Source organism: Chryseobacterium sp. PCH239 (assembly GCF_018924625.1).
Taxonomy (GTDB): domain Bacteria; phylum Bacteroidota; class Bacteroidia; order Flavobacteriales; family Weeksellaceae; genus Chryseobacterium; species Chryseobacterium cucumeris.
Window position 1 is genome coordinate 4,751,678 of the sequence record NZ_CP073027.1, and the last position, 18,147, is coordinate 4,769,824.

Annotated in this window: 27 protein-coding genes; 12 read left to right on the plus strand and 15 right to left on the minus strand. The window is 37.2% G+C overall.

The annotated features are described in order from the left end of the window. The first annotated feature begins 336 nt into the window (after nt 1-336). The 4 genes from KBP46_RS21865 to KBP46_RS21875 are packed head-to-tail and all read left to right on the plus strand — an operon-like array spanning nt 337 to nt 2,552. Complete coding sequence (locus tag KBP46_RS21865) at nt 337-903, plus strand: Crp/Fnr family transcriptional regulator (RefSeq protein ID WP_120231863.1); 567 nt, start codon at nt 337-339, stop codon at nt 901-903. Between the two features lie 53 nt (nt 904-956). Beyond that, nucleotides 957-1,091, plus strand: a complete 135-nt coding sequence (locus KBP46_RS24075; RefSeq protein WP_301285817.1) for a hypothetical protein — start codon at nt 957-959, stop codon at nt 1,089-1,091. A 32-nt stretch (nt 1,092-1,123) separates the two neighbouring features. Further along, nucleotides 1,124-1,978, plus strand: a complete 855-nt coding sequence (locus KBP46_RS21870) for a saccharopine dehydrogenase (RefSeq protein ID WP_253297108.1) — start codon at nt 1,124-1,126, stop codon at nt 1,976-1,978. A gap of 4 nt (nt 1,979-1,982) precedes the next feature. Then, entirely contained in the window at nt 1,983-2,552 is a 570-nt protein-coding gene (locus KBP46_RS21875; RefSeq protein ID WP_216445512.1) for an NAD(P)H-dependent oxidoreductase, read from the plus strand. Between the two features lie 113 nt (nt 2,553-2,665). On the opposite strand, the gene KBP46_RS21880 is transcribed toward KBP46_RS21875, so the two are convergent. From KBP46_RS21880 to KBP46_RS21890, 3 genes are all read right to left on the minus strand, one after another. Further along, on the minus strand, nt 2,666-3,388 hold the full coding sequence (locus KBP46_RS21880; RefSeq protein ID WP_120231860.1) for a siderophore-interacting protein: 723 nt from the start codon (nt 3,386-3,388) through the stop codon (nt 2,666-2,668). 90 nt (nt 3,389-3,478) lie between these two features. Further along, the gene (locus KBP46_RS21885) at nt 3,479-4,342 is read right to left on the minus strand and encodes an AraC family transcriptional regulator (RefSeq protein ID WP_120231859.1); all 864 of its coding nucleotides are present in this window, start codon (nt 4,340-4,342) and stop codon (nt 3,479-3,481) included. Nucleotides 4,343-4,517: 175 nt separating this feature from the next. Next, nucleotides 4,518-5,153 (minus strand): LysE family translocator, encoded by a 636-nt coding sequence (locus KBP46_RS21890; protein WP_062674634.1) that lies wholly within the window; start codon nt 5,151-5,153, stop codon nt 4,518-4,520. Nucleotides 5,154-5,353: 200 nt separating this feature from the next. Between KBP46_RS21890 and KBP46_RS21895 the strand changes: the two genes are divergently transcribed. From KBP46_RS21895 to KBP46_RS21910, 4 genes are read left to right on the plus strand one after another with little or no spacing between them, the layout of a single operon-like run. Beyond that, nucleotides 5,354-6,067 carry a hypothetical protein gene (locus KBP46_RS21895; protein ID WP_216444167.1) on the plus strand — a complete coding sequence of 238 codons (714 nt, stop codon included), beginning with the start codon at nt 5,354-5,356 and terminating at the stop codon, nt 6,065-6,067. A gap of 25 nt (nt 6,068-6,092) precedes the next feature. Further along, nucleotides 6,093-6,698: a hypothetical protein gene (locus KBP46_RS21900; protein ID WP_120231856.1), complete on the plus strand. Its 606-nt coding sequence runs from the start codon at nt 6,093-6,095 to the stop codon at nt 6,696-6,698. Continuing rightward, complete coding sequence (locus KBP46_RS21905) at nt 6,668-7,417, plus strand: sensor histidine kinase (RefSeq protein WP_120231855.1); 750 nt, start codon at nt 6,668-6,670, stop codon at nt 7,415-7,417. Before KBP46_RS21900 ends, KBP46_RS21905 begins: the two co-directional genes overlap by 31 nt. A gap of 8 nt (nt 7,418-7,425) precedes the next feature. Beyond that, the gene (locus tag KBP46_RS21910; RefSeq protein WP_062674641.1) at nt 7,426-8,106 is read left to right on the plus strand and encodes a response regulator; all 681 of its coding nucleotides are present in this window, start codon (nt 7,426-7,428) and stop codon (nt 8,104-8,106) included. Nucleotides 8,107-8,170: 64 nt separating this feature from the next. Here KBP46_RS21910 and KBP46_RS21915 read toward each other — a convergent pair whose 3' ends face one another. The 11 genes from KBP46_RS21915 to KBP46_RS21965 form a co-directional block, all read right to left on the minus strand. Continuing rightward, on the minus strand, nt 8,171-8,434 hold the full coding sequence (locus KBP46_RS21915; RefSeq protein WP_034697228.1) for a RebB family R body protein: 264 nt from the start codon (nt 8,432-8,434) through the stop codon (nt 8,171-8,173). Between the two features lie 84 nt (nt 8,435-8,518). Continuing rightward, nucleotides 8,519-8,776 carry a RebB family R body protein gene (locus KBP46_RS21920; RefSeq protein ID WP_034697227.1) on the minus strand — a complete coding sequence of 86 codons (258 nt, stop codon included), beginning with the start codon at nt 8,774-8,776 and terminating at the stop codon, nt 8,519-8,521. A gap of 86 nt (nt 8,777-8,862) precedes the next feature. Next, nucleotides 8,863-9,120: a RebB family R body protein gene (locus KBP46_RS21925; RefSeq protein WP_034697225.1), complete on the minus strand. Its 258-nt coding sequence runs from the start codon at nt 9,118-9,120 to the stop codon at nt 8,863-8,865. A 77-nt stretch (nt 9,121-9,197) separates the two neighbouring features. Next, nucleotides 9,198-9,455, minus strand: coding sequence for a RebB family R body protein (locus KBP46_RS21930; protein WP_034697223.1), 258 nt, complete (start codon nt 9,453-9,455; stop codon nt 9,198-9,200). 77 nt (nt 9,456-9,532) lie between these two features. Further along, a complete protein-coding gene (locus tag KBP46_RS21935; protein WP_034697220.1) occupies nt 9,533-9,790 on the minus strand; it encodes a RebB family R body protein in 258 nt (85 codons plus the stop codon). A 465-nt stretch (nt 9,791-10,255) separates the two neighbouring features. Beyond that, nucleotides 10,256-10,483, minus strand: a complete 228-nt coding sequence (locus KBP46_RS21940) for a hypothetical protein (RefSeq protein WP_216444168.1) — start codon at nt 10,481-10,483, stop codon at nt 10,256-10,258. A 20-nt stretch (nt 10,484-10,503) separates the two neighbouring features. Then, on the minus strand, nt 10,504-10,887 hold the full coding sequence (locus KBP46_RS21945; protein WP_216444169.1) for a hypothetical protein: 384 nt from the start codon (nt 10,885-10,887) through the stop codon (nt 10,504-10,506). A gap of 35 nt (nt 10,888-10,922) precedes the next feature. Continuing rightward, the gene (locus KBP46_RS21950) at nt 10,923-11,750 is read right to left on the minus strand and encodes a hypothetical protein (protein ID WP_216444170.1); all 828 of its coding nucleotides are present in this window, start codon (nt 11,748-11,750) and stop codon (nt 10,923-10,925) included. Then, the gene (locus KBP46_RS21955; protein ID WP_216444171.1) at nt 11,747-11,935 is read right to left on the minus strand and encodes a hypothetical protein; all 189 of its coding nucleotides are present in this window, start codon (nt 11,933-11,935) and stop codon (nt 11,747-11,749) included. The genes KBP46_RS21950 and KBP46_RS21955 overlap by 4 nt, the downstream gene beginning before the upstream one ends. Nucleotides 11,936-11,973: 38 nt before the next feature. Continuing rightward, nucleotides 11,974-12,489, minus strand: coding sequence for a hypothetical protein (locus tag KBP46_RS21960; RefSeq protein ID WP_062674653.1), 516 nt, complete (start codon nt 12,487-12,489; stop codon nt 11,974-11,976). Nucleotides 12,490-12,506: 17 nt separating this feature from the next. Further along, complete coding sequence (locus tag KBP46_RS21965; RefSeq protein ID WP_034697211.1) at nt 12,507-12,722, minus strand: RebB family R body protein; 216 nt, start codon at nt 12,720-12,722, stop codon at nt 12,507-12,509. Nucleotides 12,723-13,106: 384 nt separating this feature from the next. On the opposite strand from KBP46_RS21965, the gene KBP46_RS21970 reads away from it, so the two are divergent. Next, on the plus strand, nt 13,107-14,186 hold the full coding sequence (locus tag KBP46_RS21970) for a hypothetical protein (RefSeq protein ID WP_216444172.1): 1,080 nt from the start codon (nt 13,107-13,109) through the stop codon (nt 14,184-14,186). Between the two features lie 62 nt (nt 14,187-14,248). Here the strand turns inward: KBP46_RS21970 and KBP46_RS21975 are convergent, their stop codons facing one another. Next, the gene (locus tag KBP46_RS21975) at nt 14,249-15,136 is read right to left on the minus strand and encodes a type II CAAX endopeptidase family protein (protein ID WP_216444173.1); all 888 of its coding nucleotides are present in this window, start codon (nt 15,134-15,136) and stop codon (nt 14,249-14,251) included. 174 nt (nt 15,137-15,310) lie between these two features. Here KBP46_RS21975 and KBP46_RS21980 point away from each other — a divergent pair, with 174 nt between their 5' ends. The 3 genes from KBP46_RS21980 (at nt 15,311) to KBP46_RS21990 (ending at nt 18,124) form a co-directional block, all read left to right on the plus strand. Further along, a complete protein-coding gene (locus tag KBP46_RS21980; protein WP_123279498.1) occupies nt 15,311-15,883 on the plus strand; it encodes a helix-turn-helix domain-containing protein in 573 nt (190 codons plus the stop codon). An 87-nt stretch (nt 15,884-15,970) separates the two neighbouring features. After that, nucleotides 15,971-17,458, plus strand: a complete 1,488-nt coding sequence (locus KBP46_RS21985; RefSeq protein ID WP_216444174.1) for a serine hydrolase — start codon at nt 15,971-15,973, stop codon at nt 17,456-17,458. An 87-nt stretch (nt 17,459-17,545) separates the two neighbouring features. Further along, nucleotides 17,546-18,124, plus strand: a complete 579-nt coding sequence (locus KBP46_RS21990; protein WP_062674665.1) for a Crp/Fnr family transcriptional regulator — start codon at nt 17,546-17,548, stop codon at nt 18,122-18,124. The last annotated feature ends 23 nt before the right edge of the window (nt 18,125-18,147 follow it).

Sequence of the window (18,147 nt, forward strand, 5' to 3'; positions counted from 1 at the left end):
GAGATGATTTTTTTTGTTTTCAATTGAAATTTGTATGACTATTCCTTCTTTTAAAAAGAGGCTATCCCAAGTCTAAAAGTATCATTCTGAACACAGACTGAAAGTCTGCGAACGCAGTTCAGGAATGTAGTGAAGAATCTCACGATTCTGATTATTAATGAGATTTTTCCTTCGTCAGAAGTCGAAGATTCGACATAGTCAATGACAAAAGCCAAATTATTTCACTTTTGAGATAGTCTCCGTCTTTGCTTTCTTAAAATAGAATTTTATAAAAATGAAAATGCTGCGTTTACAAAGAAGTATTTTATTTATTTTCGCTGAAACTTATTTGATATCATGGAACGTGACTATTTTCGAAGCTTTAATCTGTTTTCAGAAGATGAAATTGAAGAATTTCTGAAGTTTTCTGAGTTCAGACTTATCAATAAAAATGATTATTTCATACAGGAAGGAGAGCTTTGTAAGGAAGTAGGCTTGGTGAAGTCTGGTATTTTCCGTTCTTTTTATACTTCTGACGAGGGAAAAGATATGACATATTGCTTCAGGTTTCCCAATCATATGATCGCCGCCTATTCGTCATTTGTTTCCGGTTGTCCCAGCAAAGAAAGTATGCAGGCTATTACCAATGCTGAGGTGATTATCTTTAAAAAAGAAGCGGTAGATGAACTGGTAAAAAATAGTGTAAGCTGGACGAAATTTTTAAAGATTATCGCAGAGCAGGAATATCTTGAACTTGAAACACGGTTTTTCCAGCTCCAGAGAGACAGTGCCGGCCAGCGGTATGAAACATTATTAAAGAATCATCCTGATTATATTCAAAACATTCCATTGCAGTATCTGGCTTCCTACCTTGGCATTACCCAACGTCATCTGAGCCGTATCAGAAAGGAAATTTCTTTTTAGACATTTGTCCTGCTTATTGAAACAGCAGCGCTCTACTTTTGTCAAAAAAAGTTATGGAGCAAAATATTCTTATAATTGGAGGAAATGGATTGGTAGGTAAAACAATTTCCCGTATTCTGAAATCAAGAAATCCTCATCTTACTGTTTTCATCGGAGGAAGAAAAGGGGGGAAACAGACAAAGACCTGAAAATCGATGTCACAGATCCTTCCTCTTTTAAAGTGATCATTGAGAAAAAAATACAACTCATCATTCTTTCTGTGAATGATAAAGAAGATCATGTACTTCGTTTTGCCATTGATCATCAAATAGATTATCTGGATATTACCAAGCCTACTCCGGCTTTGGTGAAAGCTTATGATATTGCCAGAAAATCAGACATCAACAGCAGAATTGTCTTCAGCTCAGGATGGATGGGCGGGATTGTCCCGGGGTTGGCTAATATTCTTTCAGACTCAGGAGATATTAATGAAGTAAAACTCTTTGTCTATTATTCCGTAAAGGATCTTGCAGGTGAAAGTTCAGCTCACTTTATGGCAGAAAATGTAGCCGTTCCTTTTGTTCATTATAAGAACGACAAACCCGTTTCAATACGGCATTTTCTTGATACGGAAACCTTCAATTTCTCTTTTGGAATTGGGTATAGAAGTGCCTATAATTTTGATGTGCCGGATCTGTATATTTTCAACAAAGTAGAAAGAATTTCCGATGTGACTGTGAAGATGACCTACAATTCAAAATTCATTACCTGGCTGCTGGGAGCATTTCAATATCTCAGAATCTACAATATTTTGTCTTTAAAAGAAAGAAAAATGATTTTTGGGTCCAGTGGAAACGGAGATCAGTCGGTCTTTGAAATTGTAGTTGATGATCATTCAGGACAAAAGAAACTGAGTTTGCAGAGTGAAAAAGGACAAGCAGAATTAACCGCTTTATCTGCTGTTCTGCACACCGAAGAACTGCTGAGAAATCCTCATGAAAACAAGGTGTATTTCAGCCATCAGCTGCATGAGCCTTTATCATTAATGGCACAGCTTAATGCTTACGATTCTATCAATATTAATGTGAAATCATGAAAAAATAGCCATTATCAATGGGCATCCCAATAAAGATTCCTTCAATTTTGGGGTAACAGAAGCTTACAGGTTGGGAGCTTCAGAAGCAGGAGCAGAAGTGAGGGAAATCGTTATACGGGATCTCAACTTTAATCCCAATTTACAGTTTGGATATCAGAAAAGAATGGAGCTTGAGCCGGATTTACTGAAAGCCTGGGAAATTATTCAGTGGGCAGATCATCTCGTTTGGGTACATCCGGTTTGGTGGGGAGGATTTCCTGCCATAATGAAAGGATTTATAGACCGGCTTTTTTTATCGGGAATGGCTTATAAATACCGTGAAAATTCGGTATGGTGGGACAAGCTTTTAAAAGGTAAAACAGCACATATCATAACAACATTGGACCAACCGGGATGGTATTACCGTCTGTTTTTTGGCAGACCAAGCGTAAATCAGCTTAGAAAATCTATCCTTGAATACTGTGGGGTAAAACCGGTGAAGGTGACTTACGTAGGTATTATAAGAAATTCTAAAGATGAACAGAGGACTCAATGGCTTAGGAAAGTGAAGGAATTAGGAAAGAAGCATAAATAGTTTGCACCTTATTTTTTTGGTTACGGAAAATGATAACTTTATCTGGTAATAGGATCTTTTATTATCAGATAAAGTTTCATTATTAAAGTGAAGAAGCGTTTGTTTCTCCATTTTTATAGTCCTTTTTTGCCCTCAATCCAATACGCCTGTGATTTGATACATTTTGGAGATACGCCTCTGGCTTTAAGAAATTTTCTGATTAATGACATTCTTTCTCCGTTTCCTGTGAGATAAAAAATAACCTCATCATCAGAGATGGATTCTTTTTCTTCCCGCAGAAAATCATTCAAAGCTTCAATCATTCTCATGGTATTGTTTTTAGGACAGTGATAGCCATATAAATTAAGCTTTTCAAGAGCAGAACAATCATCAAGCTCATGAAGACAAATGAACAAAGAACCGGATTCCTCCACAGCTTCCTTGATCGAAAGAGAACTTCCCAATGATGTTTCATCTCCCAGAGAAAAATGAATCCGGGCACCTTGAGTAAAGAATTGTTTTCCTCTGGGCATTAAAAGCTTTATGGAATCTCCTTCTCTCAGTCGGGTTACAAAATGACTTCCTGCAGCAGACATGTCATGCAAATGAAACAAAACATCGAAAGTTCCTGCTTCTTTGTTAAAATTAAAAGGAGAATAATTCCTGAAATCCCTGTCGTTGATTCTTATTCCGATGGCATAGGCAGGTTCATAAGGAACATTCTCTAATTCTGTTTCAAAGCGTATCAGTCGAAGATCATTGGTGATCTGTTCTATATGGTTAACGGTGCATTCTTTGAATTTTGAGGACCAGACATTTTCTACGGTGTCATTGATCCATTTTGGTAGGCTTGGCATACGTGATTTTTTATTGCAAAGGACGTTGCAAAATCAGAAAATACCCATAGCGGTTTCGGGGAATTAATTGGACTATTCGTGGTCGAGTATTTATTGGTGCTGATTCCGGAATTCTGATGGAGACCGGTCTTCCAGTTTTGAAAACAAACGGCTGAAATAGGTGTGATCACTGTATCCCAGTTCATAAGCTACCTCTTTTATACTCAGATTGGTAAAGACCAGTAATCTTTTGGCTTCAATCAGAATTTCCTGGTGAATCCAGTGTTGTACAGGCTTTCCTGTGACTTCACGAACCGTTTCCGTTAAATATCCTCTTGTAATGTTTAAAGCTGCAGCATATTCAGATGGACTTTTCATGGTTTTAAAATCTTTCCGAACCAAAATTCTGAATGCTCTTGACAGCTGTAAAGCACGGTTTTCATCTGAAGCCGGAGAAATATTCTTCCGGGAATACATCAGAGCAAACATTCCGAGAAAAGCATTAAGCAGCGATTGAACGATGAGAAATCCTTCTTTAGTGGAAAGCATTTCGTTTGTATATGAGGCATGAAGTAGGCCGGCTGTCGTATTAAGGTTTTTGACAAGGTTCTTATCCACAGACAGAGGCTGTATTTCACCCAAAGATTCATCAAAAAAAGAACGTACCGTGTCAGGAACAAGTTCTGCTTTTACTGCCACAAACCATCCGCAGACATTTTTCATTAAAAGTCCCTGATGTACCTGTCCCGGCAATACGCAGAAAATAGTAGATTCTCTTGCTTCAACTGTTTTAAAATCGACCATCATTCTTACATGCCCGCTTTCCATGCAGGTGAAAATATAATGACTGTCCCGATGGATTCCTTTATCCAGAAGAATATCCCCAGAATCATAAGGCTGTTTATCCATCCTTTTGATATGGAACTGATGATGGGTAATACCATTTAAATCATAGGTGGGAATGGTCTGTTTCATCTTTAAACCTTTTGTGATGAGGATAATACGGAACAGCAAAATTACGTATTTTCACGGTTTTACATCCCGGATTTTAATCTCAAATTCGCGGTGCATAACCATGATGCTTCTTCAAGTCAGATTTTATATGAATATACACCGGAATTCGGAACAGAAAGAGAACCTGTTCCGGATTTTATTTTGCTTTTGAAAATGCCATTTTTATAGCTAAATACGTTAATACGCTGGCCATAAACCATTTCTGGACCTTTATCCACACCGGATTATTGGAAAAGAATACAGCAACTTTTGCAGCTGTTAATACAATGATAAAGTTGATGCTGAAGCTGATCAGAACCTGAATGATCCCTAGTTCCAGACTTTGGGTAAATATTGAGCCATACTCGGGTTTGATGAACTGAGGAAAGAAAGACAGGTAAAACACAGCCACTTTCGGATTCAGTACATTCGTTAAAAAACCAATGGTGAAAAGCTTTTTGGGACTATCATGAGCAACATTTTTGTCAACATCAAAAATATTTTTGCTTTTGGGTTTAATAGCCTGATAAGCAAGATATAAAAGATAGATAGTTCCCAGTGTTTTAAGAACGGTATACGCGAGTGGAACAGCTAGCAAAACAGCTGTAAGACCAAATGAAACCATGATGATATGGAATAAAAATCCACATACGACTCCGGCTAATGAGATAAATCCGGATTTTTTTCCCTGCGTTATAGATTTTGAAATCAGATAAATCATATTAGGACCGGGGCTGATGACTAAAATAAGTGCGGCTAGAATAAAAAATATAAGCTCGTGAAATGGAATCATGTTAGTACATATTTAAAGGGATTTCCGGTACAAAGATAAGTGGTGTTTCCGGTTTAATTTTATCAGAGATAGAAGAAAAAGTATTTTTTCTCAAATTATATTTTATTTTCCACCTGAATGTGATTTAAAAAATAGATCAGTCTGTTTTTTTTGTAAATTTCAACTCATAAAATAATTATCATTCACAAATAAATATTATCATGACTACTGAAAACATCTTTGAAGCTATCAGAAAATGGAAACATCTTATTGATTCCTACAAAAACGGAATTGATACCAATGGAGCAGAAATTTTGAATTATTTGAATCAGGGAACTCACTTCAGCGTTTCAGGTGAAGACATTGCACTGTGGGAAAAAAATTTTGGAACTGATGACTTCAAAATGATTCATGCTTATGTAGGAATTCATGAAGGTCGGCTGAAATTTTTCCTGATTGATTCTAAAAGTGATAAAGATGCTCATTTCAATACCATTCTTGTTAAAGATTTCTTAGTAGAATTCAGTGAATCAAAAATAGAAAGCAGCAATGATATTGTGATAGATGTTCCTCCCATTACTGCTGAATCAGCCATTAACCGTAACTTCAGATGGAACATGTTTGGGACTTCCTGGCTGCAGGCTCAGAAAACAGAAGATATCTTTCAATTGATTTCCATTCCGTTTTCAGATTATAAAAATATTGGAATTACCGCAGGACAGACCTGTACCAGTTTCTTTGGACTTACAAATGATCTGGAAAAAAAAGATCCCAACTTCCCTTATCATATCGAAATCATTACAGTGAAAAGTCTGGCCATTAATCATATGAGCGAGACTGCTGAAAATTATTCCACCCCAAGGCCTCCTTTTACGATTATTGATACTCTTAATGATTATCAACTTCTGAAGCAAAGTACCAGTGTTTTCGTATAACAGCCTATCCCTGTACTTACAAATTATGATTAATCTGGTCTTATGTATCGGGCTGATTGTATTGATAAAGGAAGGGATCAAGACAAAACTTCCTGTGATTATACTGCTCACAGGAGAATTGATGCTGGAGCTGACGGACTTAACGGACCGGCTGATGAAATTAAATACACTCAATATCTACAATTATACATTAAGTCAGTTTTTTGGTTTGATGACTCTTACCGTGATTTATAATCATTATTATATCCAGCTTTCCCTTAAATTAAGATGGATGATCTATTGTTATGCTATATTGGCATTGATTACTAATCTGTTATATGTGCAAGACAATACACGGATTACTTTTTATTCCAATATTATCACCAGTATTATTATTTGTAGCTATGCCGCCTCTTATTTTATGAAAATCATCAGGCAGGGCAGGGCAGACAGGAATATGTTTATTGTGAACATTCTTGTTTTCCTGTTTTTTTCTATAGAATGTATCATATCCACTACCTTTAATTTTTTAATCAGCAATCACCTGAGCTGGGTAGCACCTATCTGGCTTTTTAGAGGGATCTTATTATTGTCTTTTTATATAGCATTTATTAATCTGGGATGTGGCGTTGGGAAAATCAGGATCAGATAGTTCTATGGATATGGATCGGTATTGGGCTGTTTTTTTTAACAACGCTATTCGTTACGTTATTGGTGATTAATTATTTGAAAAGTATAAAGAAAAACAAACAAAAGGTTTCAAAGCTGGTCCGAAATACCCAAAAAGAATATCGGGATAATATGCTGCTTTGGCAGGAACAGGACAGGGAACGCCTGGCAGAAGAACTTCATGATAATATTATTTCACAATTGAATCTTATCCGTTTGAATATCAATGATAAAAGACCGGAAGATCTTAATCATGATTTAAAAAAATCAATGCAGCTGATCCGGGAGTTATCTCATAATCTTACGCCACCTGATCTCGATGAGATAGAACTGGAAGATTTAATTGCAGACTATCTTGATCAGATCAATAAAAATGTAGAGGTTATTTTCCGTCATATGACAATAAGGACGGCCATCAGTAATCCTGTAAAACTTAATCTTTTCAGAATTGTTCAGGAACTGATCGCCAATATTTTAAAACATGCTGAAGCTACCAGAGTAGATGTTTCCCTAAGAATCTCTCTGAATTATCTGATACTAACCATAGAAGATAACGGCTGCGGATTTATCATAGAAAAACATTCAGGAGGGATCGGGCTGAGGAATATTCAGTCCAGAGCTCAAAAAATTAAAGCAATTTATAAACTTAAGACACAGCCTCAAAAAGGTACAAAATTCATTGCCTGTCTGGCATTACAATAAAAATAAACATGGAACACTCAAAAATTAAAATCGGAATTGTAGATGATGACCTGCTGTTTGTACAGCTTTTGAAAAATTATATTGAAAATAATGGAGACTTTCAGGTGTTGCTTACCTCAACAGGCGGATATCATTTTCTTAAAGAACAGGATTCTGCATCTTTAGATATCCTGATTCTGGATCTTCGGATGACCAATGGAGATGGCCTTGAAGTCATGGCTGAACTTGCCAAAAAAGAAACCGAAACAAAAATCATTGTTCTTTCCAGTTTCTACCGTCGTTCATTCATGGGGCAGATGCTGAAAATGGGTGCTCATGCTTTTTTACCCAAAGAAATTGAACTCGAAGAATTATTATCCGTAATCAAGACAGTTCATCATACCGGACATTATTTTTCCAATGACCAGATTAATGTTATGAGAACCCAGCTTTCCAATAAGCTTCCGGAATTTCATGCTTTTTCCAGAAATGAACTCACAGAAAGAGAAATAGATGTTTTAAGACTGGTCTGCCAGCAGTTGAGCACCAAAGAAATTGCAGATTCTCTGTTTATTTCACCCAAAACGGTAGAAACTCACAAGACCAATCTCATGATCAAAACCGGAGTGAAAAATATGGCAGGACTTGTTATTTATGCCGTACAGAATAAGGTGATAGATCCGGATGAGATTGTATTATTTGATAAATAGTTTGATCCAAAAAGAATCAGGGAGCACATTAATGTACTCCCTGATAACAAGAAATCTAAAAACACTATAATTTAGGATGTAAAATTTTAGCAATAGACACTGCATCTGCCACAGTATCCAGGCTGTAGATCTGGATAACACCCTGTGTAGTGGCTGCCTGACCTAAGATGTTCTGCTGGTTTTGTGCATTCACTGCATTTTCAAACATAATTCCTGTAGAATGGGCAGCAGATTGATATACGTTGGCAAGAGCCATTGCTGGAGATTCTCCTACTACTTTTACGTTGGATTGCGTTACCGCGTCTGTGATTTGTTCGTTTACTGGCATAATGATTATTGTTTATTTGGGTTAAAAACAACCGGAATTTCCGGTTGTTACGGTAATGGTATTTAAGCTATTCGCAAAAACCAATTAAGGATTAAGGATTTTAGCGATTGAAACTGCATCTGCCACAGTATCCAGGCTGTAGATCTGAGCAATACCTTGTGTCGTTGCTGCTTGCGTAACAATGTTTTGCTGATTTTGAGTATTCACTGCATTTTCAAACAGGATTCCTGTAGAATGGGCCGCTGATTGATATACGTTGGCCATCGCCATTGCAGGAGATTCTGCTACTACTTTTACGTTGGATTGCGTTACCGCGTCTGTGATTTGTTCGTTTACTGGCATAATGATTATTGTTTATTTTGGTTTAAAAAACAACCGGAGTTTCCGGCTGTTCGGATAATTGATTATAATAGTTTCGTAAAAAGTGATTACGGAGTAAGGATTTTAGCAATAGAAACCGCATCGGCTATCGTATCCAGACTGTAAATTTGAGTTACTCCCTGTGTAGTCGCTGCCTGGGTAACAATATTCTGCTGGTTTTGAGTGTTGATTGCATTTTCAAACATGATTCCTGTGGAATGTGCTGCAGATTGATACACGTTGCTTAGAGCCATTGCAGGAGATTCTGCTACTACTTTTACGTTGGATTGCGTTACTGCGTCTGTGATTTTTTCGTTTACTGGCATAATGATTATTGTTTATTTGGGTTAAAATTACCGGGTTTTCCGGCGGGTTAATGTATTCTGCGGTCTGCAGAATTGGTTTAAGGTTTAAGAATTTTAGCAATAGAAAGAGCATCAGCGATGGTGTCTTTGCTGTAGATTTGAGTCACACCCTGAGTAGTGGCTGCCTGGGTAACAATATTATGTTGATTTTGAGCGTTTGTTGCATTTTCAAACATAATTCCTGTAGAATGTGCAGCAGATTGATACACATTACTTAACGCCATTGCGGGAGATTCTGCTACTACTTTTACGTTAGACTGCGTTACCGCGTCTGTGATTTGTTCATTAACTGGCATAATGAGTAAGGTTTATTAGGTTAAAAACAACCGGGCTTTCCGGTTGAGGTTATTACTTCGATCAAATAGCTTAAAAATTAAGGCTTAAGGATCTTCGCAATAGAAACTGCGTCAGCTACAGTATCCAGGCTATAGATCTGCAGGATTCCCTGAGTGGTCGCTGCCTGGCCTAAAATATTCTGCTGATTTTGCGTATTTACCGCATTTTCAAACATGATTCCTGTAGAATGGGCTGCAGATTGATACACGTTGGCTAGTGCCATTGCAGGAGATTCTCCTACTACTTTTACGTTCGATTGTGTTACTGCGTCTGTGATTTGTTCATTAACTGGCATAATGGTAATTGTTTTTTTTGAGATCGGATCTCGGTTAATAAATTATTGAGGTAAACTAGTTTTATGTTGGAGTTTTAAACTCACCACAGATCCTGCAGATGAATATATTTCAAAAGCATTGGTATTAACAGGTTATGAATAAACTGGATCTGAAGGGTGGCTCTGAATACAATGGTTGAAACCCTATCTGTAAAACCTGTGCGAGTTTAAAGCATATTTTTTTTGTAAAAGGATGCGGTCTTTATTTTTAATATCTGTCTCAAAAATAAATTCCTGCTGCGGGTATACTGGCAATGCCGGATTCCTTTGGGCTAAAGACGGATTCTGAATGATTGCTTTTGTACATTGACAGCATCTGAAAGGCGGTGCAAAAATAAATGTTGACCTGATTGTATATATGCTGAGGGCACCGGATTTCATCTTTGCAGAGAAATAAACCGCATCCGTAGTTGTGTGGAATAGGAATTAGAAACGCTGTTTTCTAAATGACTCCAATTCCTTTATTTTTATATTTTTGGGACTCATTTTTTTTAATCCCATCACATAATGGCTGATCCCGGTCATAGCATTCCGTTGCTGGTTCAATGCAGAATTGATTTGCATCTGTCCGGTGGAATGTGCGCTTACCTGTGCAGAAATAGCCTGAGGTACTGCGGTATACATTCCGGTTACGATTGTATCAATTTCGTTCATATTAATTCGTTTTGTTGGTTCTAAGGTTTGATATTACCCAATCTTGTATTCAGCTTATTCATTCGCTCCATTATTTTAAGTTCTTTCTCCTTTATTTTTGCTGTTGAGGCTTCCTGCAGTTTTTTCAGCTGTTCTTCATAATTCATTACAGGAGTATCAGGCGGTGGTGGACTGGCCACAGGAACAGGAGCTGCTTCATGCTGTTTTACGGCTTCCTCCAGTTTTTCAAGAAGAGGAGCCAGGGACTTCATGGTCTCTTTGATGGCTTTCTCCCTGATATAAGTAATGATTTCGTCTTCATGTCTTAAAACAAAAGGCATGATTTCTTTTTCTACCATTTCAGGTTCTGTCACAGGCACCGGTGGTCTGGGAGCAGGAGATTTCTTACTGATTTTTCTGCGCATACGTTATATTTTTATGAGATTAGAACATCTGTTTTTTACAGCAGATAATTAATAAATGCAGCAGCAGATCTCCAGTCCCGGTTGATTTCTTTCACTACATTATATCCGGTAATCTCCAGAGCGATACATGCTGAGATGGCACTGGCCGACAACATTTCTTTAAGCTGGTTGGAAGGAAGAGTCAGGACATAATCATCCGGAATCACGGGTGGTGTACCGTTATTTGGAGTTGTTTCGTTTACTATAATACTCAGGATTTCCTGAAAATAGTGGGCAATCAATTTGGAAGCCTGGAATTCCAGTTCTCTTTTTAATTCTATGATTTCATTCTGGCTTACCAGTTCCGAAATAGCTGACACATCCACATCATGTACCGCATACTGTGCTTCCCCTGTATTAGACGGTGTAATCGTAATATCGGTTTTGAGTATACATTTTGATTTTTCAAGATTGATGGTAAGAAGCTTTGAGTCAATTTCCGGAGAAGCTACTTCACTTAAAGTGCTGAGAGGTAAAATTCTCACATTACAGTAAAAGGCTTTTGGATCATCCAGTTTGACCATGATCAAGGCTATTCCCGTTGATTGATCTTTAGGTTCTACTACAAAACACTGAAAATGATTGTACCTTTTCCCTAATCTGTTGATACAGCTGACGAGTCTTATGGAAGGCTGAATATTAATGTCCGAGGTCTGAAGATTAAATACAAAACGTTCCGAATGATCGCTCTTTTTTATATCTGTACTTTTGGGATTCAGATAAAGAATATCATTGCTTCTGGTCAGATAAAGTCTTTCATTCAAATCATTTAAACTTTCCAGGTTTAAAATTTTGGCAGGTTTGGTTGCTGAGGAGTAATTCATCTCTTATTTATTTTAATTTTTTCAATGAGTTGGGCTATTATTGTTTTTTTCCTGGGATTAACTTCCGTTTCTATAGAAGAAATTACCGCTTCTTTAATCTCTGGTTTTACGAGTGGCTGTGTCAGTTTAACTGACTTTAATACTAATTTTCCCCTATGATCAGCCGTAATAGAGCTTTTTCTCATACTCTCTTTTTCTGATGAGACTTCTTCCGGAACCGGATCTACTCGTTTTTTTTTTCAGGATCTTCAGCCTCAGAGGAAACTTCCGTGTAAGATGGGGGAGAAGGAAGGGCTTCTGAGACAGGAAGCGCATTGACATTGTAAATAGTATTGGAAATTTTTGCCTTTACTTCAGCATAATCACTTACCATTTTGAATAAGTCTTTCATCATTTCATTGCCTTTTCCTGCATCCTGGCCTTGAATATTTTCAGCCATCTGAACAGAGGTCTCTTTATTGCCCGGAGCCGGCCCGAAAGTCGTTCCGTAGGTCAGGAGATTATTGGCCAATCTGCTCAAAGCAATTAAACCTACCTGTTCAAATCCTTTTAAGAATGACTGTAAATCCTGAACCATCATTCCTGTAGACTGTTCTATCATTACTTTGGTTACTCCGGTCATTGGAGAAGCTTTAGGCGGAGCCAATACCTCACTGTTCACAAATACTACAGCTTTCTCCGCCGGAGTGGTAGCATTGGCTGCCTGGGATTGTTGGGTTTCACTGTTGTTTTCACTCATGATGGTAAGGTTTTAAATTATCCTTTTAAAATTTTAATGGCATCTGCAACAATCGCAGGGTTGAGCTGGTTCAAGTTCTGCTGGTTTGTCACAGAATTCTGAATGGAAATTCCACTGGCATGCGTGGCCATCTGGTAAAGCATACTCATAGCCTGTGCGGGAGACTCACCAAGTACCGTAACATTAGTCTGCGTTACTGCATCTGTAGTCTGGGTGTTTACTGTTTCTGCCATATTCTGGTTTTAATGGGTTACTATTTTTTTTGATTTAAATATTGACTATGAGATTGTTGATCTCTTTTGTCTGATACAAATTTCATTAAATAAAATAAATCTTCATTAAGGGAAAAAACGGAATTTTAAAGAATAAGGGAATTCTCCTATGAGTGAAATTTTAATCATGACTCTTTATGATATCTAAGAACTTAATGAATGAAATAAACAAATACATTACCTGTAAATAAGGGTAAACCCTGAATTTCTAAAAATGGGTTTTCCCCCTTTAACGAGTCAGAATGTTTCCGCAGAAATTTGTGTTATTAATATGGATAAAAACTCTGGAAGTCAGAATAGAGAAAAATTTCAGAAATCAAATAAATAACCTTAAATAAAACGATTATGAGCATTATAGGAAAATACAACAATTTGTTTTTCAGTGCAAAAGGAACAAATAACAAAGCTAAGATAGGAATCAGGCTGAAAAACGGAAAGATAAAAGCAATGACTGTGCAGGAGGTCTTCAATACCTACTTTATAAACAGCAGGGAAAACGAAAGAAAGATGCTGGAAACCCTGGAGCTGATGGGAGGAGATATAAAAGATATCATTCAGGTACTTGACATTTATAACGCAGACTATCTATCTGAAGGAGACTATAAATTCAACCATGATCAGTGGGAAAGTGACAAGTATGAAAATGAAAGAAAAGAAAAGTATGGGGATGTCAGCGAAAAGGAAAGGCATGAAGTTAATATCATTATGAATACCCAGGTTGTTACATCTTCTGTATATCGGGATCTGCAGCAATTGTTTTTTATCAAAAAATTTCATGAAAGAAGATGGGATAGCGGAAGTAAAAGTAAAGAATTTATGAGGCAAAGACTTGGTTTATTGAGAAACGGAACAGAAGGCAGTCCTGATCTCCATACGATGACATTCTACAGAACAATGGGAGAAACAGAGTTTAAAGGAATAAGTGAATGGGCTGAAAAATATAGGACAGAAGGTGGAAATATTAAAACTGATCTTACTTTCCATCATGAAATAATGAATACAAAGGTATTTGCCAACGATAATATCCCGAATGAGATACCCGTTCGTCATCATTTGGGCGGATACAGCCAGGCCAGATGGTATGCGAGACCTGATAAGCATCAGTTTAAATTTCTCGTGCAGTTTGTATTGAATAAGAATGCTAAAGGATTCTTTGGAGAGCCGGAGCAGTTAGTTTTACAAAGAACATCCAAAAATAGTAATTCTGCGGTAGCAAAAATTAAATCATGGTTTGAAGATAACGAAATACCGTTTGAAGAAATAAGTAACAGTGAAGGCCAAAAAGCAGGTAGAATTGGCCTTAAAAATGAAGATAAGGAAGGAGAGGGATTAAGTATTTCGTTAGGAGAGAGCAGAGATACCCAGGAAATATTTCAAGATCTGCTCAGCAGAATACGGCTTATTGAAGTAATTGCTCCGGAATAGATTTTTCAAAATTAATAATATATGAAAAAGACAGCCCTTTCAATAAAAGGCTGTCTTTTTAATCAGGAGGTTGCTGAAAGTGGATGATCATGCTCCAGTTCTTTCCTCTTCCTCCAGAAGAAATAAGCCACAACAGCTGTTGCAATAGGCAGCGCAATACCAAACTCATCAATATAATAATTCGTATTTCCCGTATCTGCAGTTAGAGGAGTAAAAATAGACTGTATAAAAAGATTATGACTGGCATGTAAAATAACACCTGTCCATAAACTCCCGGATTTTAATCTTAACCATGTAAAGATGAAACAAGCTGCAAATATCATAACCGTAAAACATAGAAGAGCCAGCCATTTAGGTCCGCCTGTATTATAATTGGAAAAAAGCAGGAGAGGATAATGGTAGATCGACCAGATTACACCCATCCAAAGAGAAGTAGCAGTATAAGAATTCATTTTGGCCAGCTGAGGAGTTAAAAGACCACGCCAGCCTATTTCTTCACCTAATGCAGAGCCTACTGAACGTACCATGCCAAAACTACTCATCAGAATAACATACAGAATGATCGTGAGACCATCTGGAAGATTCCAGCCCATTCCTTTGCCAATTTCCGCGACAAATTCACGATTGTAAAAACCGCCAGCTCCACTGATCCAGATGATGAGGTAAGGAACCAAGCTGTAAAGAAGGGGGATGCAGTACGCCATGATCTGGTATTTTGTAAGTCCCCATTTCCATCCCAGAGAAGAAATGGGGATATTCCGGATACGACAGGTAAGAAATGCAGCAATAGCAGGACACCACATGACAATTGTTGCATAAGAGATTATTCCGCCGCCAAGTTTTCCGGTGCGGATACACATATAATAGACAGGAAGACAGAAAAGCAGGGTAAGAATGAGATAGGTAGCAATATTCTTCCTGACTTCGGATTTGGATAGTGTATTTTCCATAAACTGATGTGGTGTTAGTGTTTGTAAATAACTGAAAAATAGAAAGTTATTTTTAAATAAAAATACACTTATTTTTATATGATTAATAATTTAAATATCAGCAGAAGTAAGAAAAAATTTTAATAAGGAAAACTGTAAATTAGCCAAAACATTTTTTTCAGAATATCCCCAACGATGTCCAAGCTAAAAGCCATAAGAGAACAAAAAAATCTGACCCAGGAAGAGCTGTCAGAACAATCCAAGATTTCCGTAAGAACCATTCAAAGGATAGAATCCGGAACAGAGCCGAAGGGACATACGTTAAGATCACTGGCTCAGGCTCTGGAAATAGAAGAGATTGAATTGCAGCAGGATCAGCCGGCCGCAATTTCAGAAACACATGAGGTTGAAATAGAAGCAAAAGAAGAGGAAGCTCCAATCAATTATTCATACATTAAAATCATTAATCTTTCCTCACTCATCTTTACCCTTTTACCACCACTGAACATTTTCGTTCCGCTTATTCTCATGCATAGTATGAAGCAGAGAAACAGCCTGGCCAGACAGATTATTTCAGTTCAGATGATTTGGACAGTGATGGCGCCTATTACCTTCATGCTTGGCATCTTTTTAAAGTTCGGAAAACAGTTTACCCTGATCCTGATGATCCTGATTGTGCTTTCTAATGTATTTATCATCCTTAGAAATGCAGCCGAAATAGATAAGAATAAAAAACTCTATTTCAGACTGAAATTCAGTATGATATAAAGCCTGTTATGACTTTGTCGGGTTTTTGTCGGGTTCGTTTTTAGCAGAAAAACAAAAGGAAATTGAATCTTTGTCAAAAAAATAACAATGACAAAGTTTTCAAGGTTCACCCTTCCTTTTTTAATGCTGTTCATGAGTGTCATGCAGGCACAGATAGAAAAAACAGATCCTCTTTATAAAACCATTATGTCGAAAGACAGCCTGTTTTTTTCTATAGGCTACAATACCTGCAACATCAAGCAGATGGAAAATCTGTTGAGCGATAGTTTTGAATTTTACCACGACAAAGGAGGTTTCGAAGACAGGAAAAATTTTATCAATGATTTTAAAAACGGATTGTGCAAATCCCCGGAAACTTATCAGCTCAAAAGAGTACTGGTTGATAAAAGCACAGAAGTTTATCCTATGTATAAAGACGGGAAGATCTATGCTGCCATTCAGAATGGAGATCATCTGTTTTATGAAAAGATGGGGAGCCAGGCGGAGAAACTAGTAGGGGAAGCAAAATTTACCCATTTATGGATACTGGAAAATGATGAGTGGAAGCTTAAAAATTCATTGAGCTTTAATCACCATCCGAAGCTGACTACCGATAGTGAAACCATGTTTGATAACGATCAGTCCATGCAAAGCTGGCTGAAAGAAAACAATATTCCAACGCTGGGATTAGGAATTATCGAAGATGGAAAATTACAGCAGGTAAAAGTTTTTGGCGGGATCAGGAAAGGGATTCCAGCAAGTCATAAAGCCTTATTTAATGTAGCATCACTCACCAAACCTGTTACAGCTATGGTAGCCTTACGCCTGATAAGTTCAGGCAAGTGGAAAATGGACGAACCTCTTGATACTTACTGGATAGATCCCGATATTTCGCATGATCCAAGGCATACAAAATTAACGACCAGAATGATCCTGAGCCACCAAACAGGTTTCCCGAACTGGAGATGGATGAATGCAGATAAAAAGCTGAATTTTCAGTTTGATCCCGGCACAAGATACCAATACTCAGGAGAAGGTTTTGAATACCTTCGGAAAGCACTGGAAAAGAAATTTGGGAAAACGTTGGAGAAGTTAGCACAGGAACTCATCTTCCAGCCTCTCAAAATGAAGGATACCAGTTACATTTGGGGTAAAAATACTGACGAAGCAAGATTTGTAACAGGATATAATGAAAAAGGGGAAGCTTACCCCATCGAAAAAAGTACTACAGCCAATGCTGCCGATGATCTCCATACAACGGTAGAAGATTACGGAAATTTTATGGTCAGCATTATGAAAGGGAAAAATCTGAAACCGGATGTTTTTCAGGAAATGATCAAAAAGCAGGTAAAGGTTAAAGAAAATAAATATTTCGGATTAGGTTTTGAGGTTTATGATCTTGGAAATGGTGAATATGCATTATCTCATGGCGGAGCAGATCAGGGAACAAGATGTATCGCCATTATATTGCCCGATTCAGGAAAAGGAATTGTAATTTTTACCAATGTGGATGATGGTTATAAGGTGTATGAAAAGCTTGTACTTCATTACTTAGGAGAGCAGGGACGAAAAATTATTAAGATAGAAACTAAATGATTATATCAGTGATAAAGATATTATCGCAATAATCATTGTGTATCTTTGAAAGATTAGAAATACTGATATATAAATAATTTCTATAGTATGCTTTTAGAAAAATTACTTGAAGAGTTTGATGTAGACCCCAATACCTTTAGTTCGGAAGAATCTAAGTTATTTGATCAATATTTTGAACAGATCTCAGTCAGGAAAAATACATTTCTGATTAAAGAAGGGGAAACAGAAAAGTACAGTTATTTTGTTTTTGAAGGCTTATTGCGTTGCTGGATAATTAATCACAAAGGAGATGAACAAACGTTTTGGTTTTGTAAGAAAGGAACTTTTTCATTGTCAAATATATCCTTTACATTACAGGAAAAATCCGCTTTTAATGTACAGACCATCGTAGACAGCGTTATCTACAGGATAGACAAGAAGAAGGCCGCCGAATTATATTCTGCTATTCCCAGATTAAAGACAGTTTTTGATGACTTAACAGCTATATTACTTAATAAAATACTGAATAGAAATATTGACCTGATTAAGTATTCCCCCGAGCAGTATTACCTCCGGATGATTGATGAATATGGTGTCACTTTAAATTATATCCCCCTAAAAGACATAGCCTCTTATCTGGGGATCACACCACAAGCGCTGAGCAGAATTCGTAAACGCATTTTTTAACCTGGGTTCAGTATTTTAGATCA